Source organism: Stenotrophomonas sp. NPDC077659 (genome assembly GCF_050268705.1).
In the GTDB taxonomy this organism is placed as follows: Bacteria; Pseudomonadota; Gammaproteobacteria; order Xanthomonadales; family Xanthomonadaceae; genus Stenotrophomonas.
In genome coordinates this window covers 1-10953 of sequence record NZ_JBNNHG010000129.1, presented here as the reverse complement: position 1 = coordinate 10953, position 10953 = coordinate 1, and the positions used below count along the sequence as shown (strand labels likewise).

Here is a 10953-nt window from a genome sequence, read left to right as displayed (position 1 = left end):
GATGGCGGCGAGATGTTCGTCGGCCGTTCCGGCTCGGGCAAGTCGACCCTGCTCGATGCCATGTCCGCGCTGCTGACGCCGCCGGCCATCGTCGACTTCAACGCCGCCGCGCGCGAAGCCGAGCGCAGTGGCCGCGACCGCAACCTTGTGTCCTACGTGCGTGGCGCGTGGGCCGACCAGCAGGACAGTGGCACTGGCGAAATCGCCACCCAGTACCTGCGCAAGGGCGCCACCTGGACCGCACTGGTGCTGGAATATCGGGCTGGCGATGGCCGCGTGGTGTGCCTGGTGCGCCTGCTGTGGATCTCCGGCAGCGGCACCTCGGCCGGTGATGTGCGCAAGCACTACATGATCGCCGAGCGACCGTTCGACATTGCCAAGGACCTGGGCGGCTTCGACCTGGACCTGCGCAAGCTGAAGCAGAAGCTGGCCGACATCCACCACTTCGATACGTTCTCCGGCTACGCCGAACGCTTCCGCCACCTGCTGGGCATCGACAACGAGATGGCGCTGCGCCTGCTGCACAAGACGCAGTCGGCGAAGAACCTGGGCGACCTCAACGTCTTCCTGCGCGACTTCATGCTGGACACGCCGCGCACCTTCGATGCTGCCGAGCGTCTGGTCAGCGACTTCGCCGAGCTCGATGGCGCGCACCAGGCGGTGGTCACCGCCCGCCGCCAGGTCGAAACCCTGCTGCCGGCGCGCGCGCACTACGCCGAACTGAAGGACATGCATCGCCAGCGCGGCGATGACGAGACCCTGAAGCTGGGCATCGACAGCTTCCGCGAAAGCCGCCGCCAGCTGCTGATCGAAGCTCGCCTGCGCGAGATGGACGTGCGCGACCGTGGCCTGCTGGGCGAAGAAGCGCAGCGCCGTGCGGCGCTGGACAACCACACCGAACGCCTGGCCGAGCTGGAACTGCAGCGCCGCCAGCAGGGCGGTGAACGCATCGAGGAACTGGAACGCGAGCAGGGCCGCGCCGAAGCCGAGCGTGACCGCCGCTTGGCCAAGCAGGCGCAGGCCCGCGAGGCCGCGCGCCACCTGCAGGCTGAGCTGCCGGAAGACGCGCACGGTTTCTCCGAACTGGTCGAACGCGCGCAGAACGAGCTGCAGGACCGCCAGCGCGCTTCGGCAGCGCTGGACGATGCCATCAGCGAGCGCCTCGGTGGCAAGCGCGATGATGAACGTCGCTTCGGCGAAGTGCGTGGCGAGCTGGAAGCGATGCAGCGCACGCCGTCCAGCATTCCAGCACCGATGCAGAAGCTGCGCGCACGCCTGGCCGAAGAGACCGGCATTTCCGAAGCCGCGCTGCCCTTCGTTGGCGAACTCATCCAGGTGCGCAGCGAAGAGCAGAACTGGCAGGGCGCCATCGAACGCGTGCTGGGTGGCTTCGCGCAGTCGCTGCTGGTCGACGACAAGCACTACAACGAGGTGGCCGACTGGGTGAACCGCACCCACCTCGGCATGCGCTTCACCTACTACCGCGTGCGCCGCAATGACGACGCGTTTGCCCGTGAGCCGTCGGCGCGTTCGCTGCTGCACAAGCTGGAGCTGCGCGACCATGCCTTCGAAAGCTGGCTGCGCCGCGAGCTGGGCAAGCGCTTCGACTACGAGTGCGTCGATGCCAAGCAGCTGCGCAACGTCGACCGCGGCATTACCCGTGAAGGCCAGGTCAAGCACCCGGGCGACCGTTTCGAGAAGGACGACCGCAGCGCGGTGAACGACCGCCGCCGCTGGATCCTGGGCTTCAACAACCGCGACAAGCTGGTGGTGTTCGAGCGCGAAGCGCAGGAACTGGCCAAGCGCATCGCCAGCTGCGATACCGATATCGCCAGCCTGCGCGGCCAGCGTGACCGCGACAACGAACGCCGCCTGGCCTGCCACGAACTGATCGGCATCCAGTGGAACGAAATCGACGTGGCTGCGCCGCAACAGCGCCTGGCCGACATCGAAGCCACCCTGCGCGATCTGCGCGAAGGCAACGCCGACCTGGCCCGCTTGGCCAAGCAGATCGACGCCGTGCGCGCCGATATCGAGCAGGCCCGCCGCACCTATGAAGACACCCGCGTCGAGCGCGGCCAGCTGGTGCGCGAACGCGACCGCCTGGACCGTGCCCGCCAGCAGAGCCGCGCACTGGTGCTGCCGGCGCTGGCCGAAGACCAGGAAGCCGGACTGGCCGAGCGCCTGCAGGAGCAGGGCCCGCTCAGCCTGGAAACGCTGGAAGCGCACATGCGCCAGGTCAGCAACGCGCTGAACGAGCAGCTGTCGTCTTCGCAGCAGGACGTCAACCGCGTCGAGAACCTGCTGCTGGGCTGCTTCCGCCGCTTCATCCAGCAGTGGCCGGAGGAGTCGGGCGATTTCACCGTCTCGGTGGCCTCGGCCGAGGATTTCCTCGCCCGGCTTGAACGCCTGGAACGCGACGGCCTGCCGCAGCACGAAGAACGCTTCTTCGACCTGCTGCAGAACCAGAGCAAGAACAACCTGCTGGCCCTGCAGCGGCACAGTGCCGAGGCCCGCAAGTCCATCGGCCAGCGCCTGGACGAGGTCAACGCCAGCCTGGAACAGGTGCCGTTCAACCGCGGCACCCTGCTGACCATCGAACTCAGCGACCGCCGCCTGCCGGAAGTGGGCGAGTTCCACCTGCAGCTGCGCGAGGTGCTCTCGCAGCAGCAGACCGAACAGCGCGAGCTGGCCGAATCGCAGTTCACCGTGCTGCGCCAGCTGGTCAACCGCCTCGGTTCGCAGGAAGGCGAGGACAAGCGCTGGCGCGAGCTGGTGCTCGACGTGCGCATGCACGTGGAGTTCATCGGCGTGGAGCTGGATGCGGAAACGCGCCAGCAGGTCGAGATCTACCGCAGCGGCGCCGGCAAGTCCGGCGGCCAGCGGCAGAAGCTGGCCACCACCTGCCTGGCTGCGGCGCTGCGCTACCAGCTTGGCGGTGCCGACAGCCAGCTGCCCAGCTACGCCGCCGTCGTGCTCGACGAAGCCTTCGACAAGGCCGATAACGAGTTCACCGCGCTGGCGATGAACATCTTCGACAACTTCGGTTTCCAGATGGTGGTGGCCACCCCGCTGAAGTCGGTGATGACGCTGGAGCCGTTCATCGGTGGCGCCTGCTTCGTCGAGATCAGCGGCCGCCACGATTCGGGCGTCCTGCTCATCGAGTACGACGAGGAAGGCAAGCGCCTGAAGCTGCCCGAGCGCAGCCGCCAGCAGGCCAACGAACCGGAAGAAGCCGAGGCCTGAGAGGGCCCGTTGAATCGAAATGCCGGCCAGCGGCCGGCACTACCGCAACCGGCAATCCCCTGTAGAGCCGAGCCATGCTCGGCTGCTCTGCGCGACCGGCAACAGCGTGCCAACCAAGGTTGGCACCTACCAGATCATGTCGCGCATTTACGCGCCGCGGAACGTATCCCACGCCATCCGCGCGATCAGCACCACCACCAGGCCCACAAACAGCTTGCGGATGAACGGCGTGCCGCCCTTCAGCGCCAGCCGCGTGCCCACCACCGATCCGAAGATGTTGGCCACCGCCATTGGCAGCGCGAACAGCCACAGGAGGTTGCCGGTGGGGATGAAGAACGAGATCGCCGCCACGTTCGTCGCCAGGTTAACCACCTTCGACGCCGCCGAGGCGCGCAGGAAATCCAGGCCGAAGAAGCGCACGAACAGGAAAATCAGGAAGCTGCCTGTGCCTGGCCCGAAGAAGCCGTCGTAGAAGCCGATCGCCGCACCGATGGCCAGGGCGATCGCCAGCTCGCGGCGGCCGATTTCCTGCGGCCGGTGCAGCGCACCGAAATCCTTCTTCCACAGCGTGTAACCCAGCATCGCCACCAGCAGTACCAGCACCAGCGGGCGCACCGCGTCCTTGGGCAGCAGGCTGACCGCCGTGGCACCAGCGAAGGAGAAGATGAAGGCCGTGCCGGCCGCGAACAGCACCGGTTTCCACGGGAAGCGCACGTTGCGCGCATAACGCCAGGCCGCCGCGCCGGTGCCGAACATCGAACTGAACTTGTTGGTGCCAAACAGCATCGCCGGGGTCTGTTGCGGCAGCACTGTGAACAGGCCGGGCAACTGTACCAGCCCGCCGCCGCCTACGGCCGCATCGACCAGCCCGGCGATGAAGGCGATCACCACCAACCACCACAACTCGGGGGGAACCAGTTCCAGCACGGCGGTCAATCAAGGTGGGGGCGCGACAGCATACGCTCATCGCCGATGGATGCTGGCCGCGTCCCGCGCGACAATACCGGCATGACCCGCACACCTGCCGATCCCTGCCCCTGCGGCCTGCCCGCCGATTACGCCGCCTGCTGCGGCCGTTACCACGCCGGTGAAGCCGCACCGGACGCCGAACGCCTGATGCGGTCGCGCTACAGCGCCTACGTGCGCCAGCTGCCCGACTATCTGCGCCGGACCTGGTACCCGGACACCCGCCCGGCCGAGCTTTCGCTGGACGAGGCACCGGGCCAGCGCACCCACTGGCTGGGCCTGGCCGTGAACGAACACACCGTTACCGGCCCGGACAGCGCCGAAGTCCGCTTCACCGCCCGCTACCGCATCGGCGGCGGCAGCGCGGTGCGGATGACCGAGCACAGCCGCTTCCTGCGCATCGACAACCGCTGGTACTACCTCGACGCAGTCTGAGCGGGCGCCGCCGCCCAGTGCCGATGTGAATGCGCTGACCTCATGCAATGACATTGCGCTCACCCAGGGCAGCCGAAGCTGGGCCCATGGACAGCGCAACCCTCGCCGTCGCTGCCCCGCAGCGTGAACTGGCCGCCCGCTTCGCCCACGTACGCGGGCGCAGCCAGCAGCTGGCCGCACCGCTCAGCGCCGAAGACGCAATGCTGCAGAGCATGGACGATGCCAGCCCGGCGAAGTGGCACCTGGCCCACACCACCTGGTTCTTCGAACGCTTCGTGCTGGCCAGCGTACCGGGCCACACGCCGTGGGATCCGGCCTGGGATTTCCTGTTCAACAGCTACTACAAGAGCCTCGGCCCGGCCCATGCACGACCGCGCCGTGGCCTGCTGTCGCGGCCCAGCCTGCAGCAGGTGCGCGACTATCGCCGGCACGTCGACGAACAGGTGCTGGCACGCCTGGTCGATGGCGATCTCGGCGAACTCGGCGAAGAAGCGCTGCAGCACCTGCAGTTGGGCCTGCAGCATGAACAGCAGCACCAGGAACTGCTGCTGACCGACATCAAGCACGCGCTGTGGTGCAATCCGCTGCAGCCGGCCTATCGCGAAGACCTGGCGGCGATCAACAGCGTGGCCAGCGCACAGGGGTGGGTCGCGCAGGATGAACGCATCATCACCGTCGGCGCAGCGCGCTGGCCGCAGCACGCCGCCTTCGCCTACGACAACGAATCGCCGCCCCACCGTGTGCTGATGCCCGCACACGCCATCGCGGAGCGCCCACTCAGCAATGGCGAGTACCGCGTCTTCGTCGACGCCGGCGGCTATCGCGACCCGCGCTGGTGGCTCAGCGAAGGCTGGGCGCTGTGCGAGACCGAAGGCTGGCAGCACCCGCTGTACTGGCATGACGACCTGCAGCGCGAGTACACCCTCGGCGGCTGGCGTGCGCTCGATCCCCACGCACCGGTCTGCCACCTCAGCTATTACGAAGCCGACGCCTGCGCCCGCTGGCATGGGGCACGCCTGCCCACCGAGTTCGAATGGGAAGCGGCCGCCGCCACGCAGCCGCTCAACGGCCACTTCGCCGATGACGACCAACTGCACCCGCATGCGGGGCAGGGCAGCGGCCTGCGCCAGCTGTTCGGCGATGTCTGGGAATGGACCTGCAGCGCCTATGGCGCGTATCCCGGCTTCCAGCCATTCGGCGGCAATCTGGGCGAGTACAACGGCAAATTCATGTGTGGCCAGTGGGTGCTGCGCGGCGGCAGCTGCGCCACCCCGCGCGGCCACGTACGCAGCAGTTACCGCAACTTCTTCATGCCACCGGCGCGCTGGCAGTTTTCCGGCGTGCGCCTGGCGAGGGATCTTCCATGAGTACCGTACAGGACGCGCTGCAGGCGCTGACCGACCTCACCCCCGGCCGCCAGCAGGTCCTGGCCGATGCCGTGGCCGGCCTCTCGCGCGCCGCGCGCCAGCTGCCCTCCAAGTACTTCTACGATGCGCGCGGTTCGCGCCTGTTCGAGCAGATCACCCATACGCCCGAGTACTACCCCACGCGCACCGAACTGGCCCTGCTGGACCGGGTGCTGCCGGACATCGCGCGCGCCGTGGGCAGCCACGCCCATGTAGTCGAACTGGGCAGCGGCAGCGGGCGCAAGACCGCACGCCTGCTTGCCGCCCTGAACGATCCGGTGGCCTATACCCCCATCGAGATCTCGCGCGCCGCGCTGCTGTCCAGTATCGACCACCTGGCCCCGGCACTCCCGCAGGTGGAAATGCTGCCAGTCTGCGCCGACTTCACCCGTCCGGTGCAGGTACCTGTGCCTGCACGTGCGGCGACGCGGCGCCTGCTGTTCTTCCCCGGCTCCACCCTCGGCAATTTTGCCGGTGAAGAGGCCATCGCCCTGCTGCGCGCGATGCGCCAGACCATGGGCGATGACGGCCTGGCACTGGTCGGCATCGATCTGCACAAGGACCCGGCATTGATCGAAGCCGCCTACAACGATGCCGATGGCATCACGGCGGCCTTTACGCTCAACCTGCTGGCCCGCCTCAACCGCGAAGTGGGCAGCGACTTCGACCTCGATGGCTTCCGCCACCAGGCGCGCTACAGCACCGCGCGGCTGCGCATCGAAACCGATCTGGTCAGCCAGCGCGAGCAGGATGTGCACTTGGACGGGCAGACCTTCCACTTCCAGGCCGGCGAACCGATCCGGGTCGAGTACAGCCACAAGTACACCGACGCCAGCTTCAACCATCTGCTGCAGCAGGCCGGGCTGGAAATCGTCGCCCACTGGAATGCCTCCGATCCGGCCTACGGCCTGCGCCTGCTGCGCGCCTCCCCCCCATGACGGTCGCGCCGGGCCATGCCCGGCGGCGCATCACCACCCGCGCTACCATGGCTCCAGCACCGGCAACACGGAGGACGCCATGCCCATCCTGACCACGCTCGGCCTGGCCGCCGTGCTGGCTGCGCCGTCGACGGTGCAACCCGCGCCTGCCGCTGATCCGGCGTTCGCCCGCTGCATGACGCAGCTGCAGGCCACCGCCAGCAGGCAGGGCATCGCCGCGGATCGCTTCAACGCGATCACCGCTGGCCTGCAGCCTGACCCCACGGTGCTGCCGCTGCTGGATGCGCAGCCAGAATTCACCACGCCCATCTGGGATTACCTGGCTGCACTGGTTGATCGCCCCCGTGTGGACGACGGCCGCGCGATGCTGCAGCAGCATCGTGATCTGCTGCAGCGGGTATCGGCGCAGTACGGCGTCGATCCCGCCACCATCGTCGCCGTCTGGGGCGTGGAAAGTGACTACGGGCGCGTGTTCGGCAAGCGCCCGCTGCTGCAGTCGCTGGCCACGCTGTCCTGTGCCGGTCGGCGCCAGTCCTTTTTCCGCGGCGAACTGCTGGCCCTGGTCAAACTGATCGACCAGGGTGATCTGCAGGCGCAGGGTCTGACCGGCTCGTGGGCCGGTGCCTTCGGCCACACCCAGTTCATGCCCAGCACCTATGCGCGTATCGCCGTCGACGGTGATGGCGATGGCCGCCGCGATCTGGTGGGCAGCATCCCCGATGCGCTGGCCTCCACCGCCAACTATCTCAAGCGTGCCGGTTGGAACAGCGGTGAACCGTGGGGCATGGAAGTCCGCATCCCCGAGGGCTTCAAGACCAGCCTGGCCGGTCGCACCCAGCGGCGTGCGCTGGCCGAGTGGCGCGCCCTGGGCATCACCGCCCTGGACGGCAGCGCCCTTGCACCGCAGGGGCTGCCGACCGACGCCCGCGCGGCCCTGCTGCTGCCCGCCGGCAGCAAGGGGCCTGCGCTGCTGGTGTTCCGCAACTACGATGCGATCTACAGCTACAACGCCGCCGAAAGCTACGCGCTGGCCATCGCCACGCTGGCCGACCGGCTGCGCGGCGGCAACGGCCTGGCCACGCCCTGGCCCACCGATGACCCGGGCCTGGGCCGCGACGAGCGCCGCCAGCTGCAGACCCTGCTGCTTGGCCGCGGCCACGATATCGGCAGCGCCGATGGCATGATCGGCACTGCCAGCCGTCGCGCCATCCAGGTCGAGCAGCGCCGCCTGGGCTGGGCCAACGCCGATGGCCGCCCCGGCCAGCGCATCCTGCGCACCCTGCAGGCCGAACCGCGTACCCCGGCCACGCCCACCCGCTTCAGCCTTCCCGCCAACTACAGTGCCGCGCAGTCGCCGGCCATACGGAGTCGATCCACCGTGCAACAGATCCAAGGTGTCAGCAGCGGCCAGTTCCAGGGACTCGATGCCTGGCTGGTGGAAACCCCCGAGGCGACGGCCGCCATCAGCGTGTTCGGCGGCCAGCTGCTGTCCTTCGTGCCCAAGGGCCAGCCCGATGTGATGTGGCTTTCGCCCACGCGTGCCGAGCTGCCCACGCCGATCCGTGGCGGCAGCCCGGTGTGCTGGCCGTATTTCGGCCGCCAGGGCCAGGGCAATGATGTGCCGGCGCACGGCTTCGTCCGCACCCTGCCGTGGGAACTGCAGCAGGCGCGCCGGTTGGATGACGGCGGCATCGAGCTGACCCTCGCCCCGCTGGCCCTGCAGGATCTCGGCCTGCGCCTGACCATGACCGTGCGGGTGGGCCGCGAGCTGCGCCAGCAGCTGGTCACCGAAAACATCGGCAGCGCCCCGGCCAGCTTCACCCAGGCCCTGCACAACTACTTCCGCGTGGGCGATGCCACCCGCGTCGAGGTGGACGGCGTGGACGGAGTGACCTACCAGGACAAGTACGAGAACTACGCCCAGACCCGCCGCCAGCAGGGACCGTGGTCACTGCGCGACCCGCGCGATCCTGGCCGCAGCGACCGCATCTACAGCCCGGCCGGTGGCCGCTACGTGCTGCGCGACCCGGTGCTCAAGCGCCGCATCGAACTGCGCACCGAAGGCAGCCGCGCGCTGGTGGCCTGGAACCCCGGCGCTGACGCGGCAGCGAAAATGGCCGACGTCGGTGACGGCTGGCGCGACTACGTCTGTCTGGAGGCGGCCAACGCCGGCCCCGATGTCATCACGGTGGCCCCCGGCGGTCGCCATGTACTGGTGCAGGTGCTGTCCTCAGCACCGCTGTAAGCACTGCAGCGCTGGTACGGGCGTCCTGCGGTCGCATCACTGGCCCATCAGGTCGTCGTGCGCGGCCGCAGGACCAGCAGGCACAGTGAGCCGGCCACCAGGCCCCAGAAGGCCGAGCCGATACCCGCCAGTGATACGCCGGAGGCGGTGACCAGGAAGGTGACCAGCGCCGCCTCACGGTCGCGTTCCACGGCCAGGGCGCTGGCCAGGCTGTTGCCGATGGTGCCGAACAGGGCGATACCGGCCACGCAGGCCACCAGTTCCCTGGGGAAGGCGGCGAACAGCGCCGCCACCGTCGCCCCGAACAGCCCGATCAGGATGTAGAAGGCGCCGGCCGCCATCGCTGCGGTGTAGCGGCGGGCAGGATTCTCATGGGCGTCGCGGCCCATGCAGATTGCCGCGGTGATCGCCGCCAGGTTCAATGCATAGGCGCCGAAGGGCGCCAGCAGCGTATTGACCACCCCGATCCAGCCGATCACCGGCGAGATGGGCGCGCTGTAGCCGGAGGCGCGCATGACCGCGACGCCGGGAATGTTCTGCGAGGCCATGGTGACCACGAACAGGGGCAGGGCGATGCTGGCCACCGCCTGCCAGGACAGCGACGGCGTCACCCACTGGGGTGTGGCCAGCTGCAGGTGCAGGTCCTGTGCGTGCAGCAGCCCACGGCTGGCGGCGACGATGATGCCGACCAGCAGGGTGGCGATCACCGCATAGCGCGGAAACAGCCGGCGTCCGGCCAGCCAGGTAGCAAACATCACCAGCGCCAGCAGCATCTGGGTGTTCATGGCCACGAACACGTCCAGACCGAAACGCAGCAGCACCCCGGCCAGCATGCCGGCAGCCAGCGCCATCGGCACCCGCTGCATCAGCCGGGCAAAGATGCCGGAGAAGCCAGCCATCATGCCCAGCACCGCAGCGAGCAGGAAGGCACCAGTGGCTTCGGACAGCGACGCGCCGCCGGCACCGACCACGAGCATTGCCGCACCCGGGGTCGACCAGGCGGTGACCACGGGCACCCGGTAGCGCAGCGAGAGACCAAGACAGGTGACGCCCATGCCCAGTCCAAGCGCCCACATCCAAGAGGCGATCTGCGCCTGGTCGGCACCGACGGCCTGTGCGGCCTGGAACACGATCACCGCCGAACTGGCAAAGCCCACCAGCACCGTGATGAAGCCAGCAACGATCGCCGGCACCGAAAGATCGCGCCACCACACCTGTCGAACCTGCGTGCCCATCGTTGTCTCTTCTCTATGCATCCGTACATACATAGCGCCTGCGGCGTTGACCGCGCAACGCGCGGGCAACGCCGCTGTCATCCTGTTGAAAAAAACAGTTGACGAATCCGACAGGATCTCTAGAATTCGCTCCCTTGCTGCGGCGCGGCAACTTCTCCGGAAGTCACCCGCCAACAGCGACGCCACACCGGCGGACGAGATGATCGAACGAAGGTGTTGACGGACTCGAAAAGTCCGGCATAATAGGCGGCTCGCAACGACGAAAGACCCTCGGGTCCAACGACGAAGCGGCATCGGCAACAACGTCCACTCCGGTGAGACGACCTTGAAAAAGGTGTTGACGAGGCGGAAAGGCCGGCTATAATGGGCGGCTCGCTACGAAGGAAACTTCGCAGCACACGGGAATGGCGCTGAGGCCTCTTCCCCTGATCTTTGAAAGTATGCGCAGGTATCTTGTGAAGGCGCCTGCAGGAAGGATGATT

The 10953-nt window shown here is 68.0% G+C and carries 7 protein-coding genes; 5 read left to right on the top strand and 2 right to left on the bottom strand.

Annotated features, from left to right (window positions below; translation table 11 throughout):
* Positions 1 to 3246: ATP-binding protein (locus ACQKDV_RS15455; RefSeq protein ID WP_427784875.1), on the top strand; the 3246-nt coding region annotated here is incomplete at its 5' end.
* 147 nt (positions 3247 to 3393) lie between these two features.
* Here ACQKDV_RS15455 and ACQKDV_RS15450 read toward each other — a convergent pair.
* On the bottom strand, positions 3394 to 4173 hold the full coding sequence (locus ACQKDV_RS15450) for a sulfite exporter TauE/SafE family protein (protein ID WP_427784873.1): 780 nt from the start codon (positions 4171 to 4173) through the stop codon (positions 3394 to 3396).
* Positions 4174 to 4254: 81 nt separating this feature from the next.
* Between ACQKDV_RS15450 and ACQKDV_RS15445 the strand changes: the two genes are divergently transcribed.
* The 4 genes from ACQKDV_RS15445 to ACQKDV_RS15430 all read left to right on the top strand — a co-directional run bounded on the left by ACQKDV_RS15445 (position 4255) and on the right by ACQKDV_RS15430 (position 9236).
* On the top strand, positions 4255 to 4647 hold the full coding sequence (locus ACQKDV_RS15445; protein ID WP_427784872.1) for a YchJ family metal-binding protein: 393 nt from the start codon (positions 4255 to 4257) through the stop codon (positions 4645 to 4647).
* 86 nt (positions 4648 to 4733) lie between these two features.
* A complete protein-coding gene (gene egtB, locus ACQKDV_RS15440) occupies positions 4734 to 6014 on the top strand; it encodes an ergothioneine biosynthesis protein EgtB (RefSeq protein WP_427784870.1) in 1281 nt (426 codons plus the stop codon).
* The gene (gene egtD, locus ACQKDV_RS15435; protein ID WP_427784868.1) at positions 6011 to 6991 is read left to right on the top strand and encodes an L-histidine N(alpha)-methyltransferase; all 981 of its coding nucleotides are present in this window, start codon (positions 6011 to 6013) and stop codon (positions 6989 to 6991) included. Before egtB ends, egtD begins: the two co-directional genes overlap by 4 nt.
* 79 nt (positions 6992 to 7070) lie before the next feature.
* Positions 7071 to 9236, top strand: coding sequence for a lytic murein transglycosylase (locus tag ACQKDV_RS15430; protein WP_427784866.1), 2166 nt, complete (start codon positions 7071 to 7073; stop codon positions 9234 to 9236).
* Positions 9237 to 9283: 47 nt separating this feature from the next.
* On the opposite strand, the gene ACQKDV_RS15425 is transcribed toward ACQKDV_RS15430, so the two are convergent.
* Entirely contained in the window at positions 9284 to 10471 is a 1188-nt protein-coding gene (locus ACQKDV_RS15425) for a benzoate/H(+) symporter BenE family transporter (RefSeq protein WP_427784864.1), read from the bottom strand.
* Positions 10472 to 10953 lie beyond the last annotated feature (482 nt).

Excerpts from the sequence above, each read along its gene's own strand:
- ACQKDV_RS15445 (WP_427784872.1), top strand. The coding sequence starts at position 4,255 with ATGACCCGCACACCTGCCGATCCCTGCCCCTGCGGCCTGCCCGCCGAT.
- egtB (WP_427784870.1), top strand. The coding sequence starts at position 4,734 with ATGGACAGCGCAACCCTCGCCGTCGCTGCCCCGCAGCGTGAACTGGCC.
- egtD (WP_427784868.1), top strand. The coding sequence starts at position 6,011 with ATGAGTACCGTACAGGACGCGCTGCAGGCGCTGACCGACCTCACCCCC.
- ACQKDV_RS15430 (WP_427784866.1), top strand. The coding sequence starts at position 7,071 with ATGCCCATCCTGACCACGCTCGGCCTGGCCGCCGTGCTGGCTGCGCCG.
- ACQKDV_RS15425 (WP_427784864.1), bottom strand. The coding sequence starts at position 10,471 with ATGGGCACGCAGGTTCGACAGGTGTGGTGGCGCGATCTTTCGGTGCCG.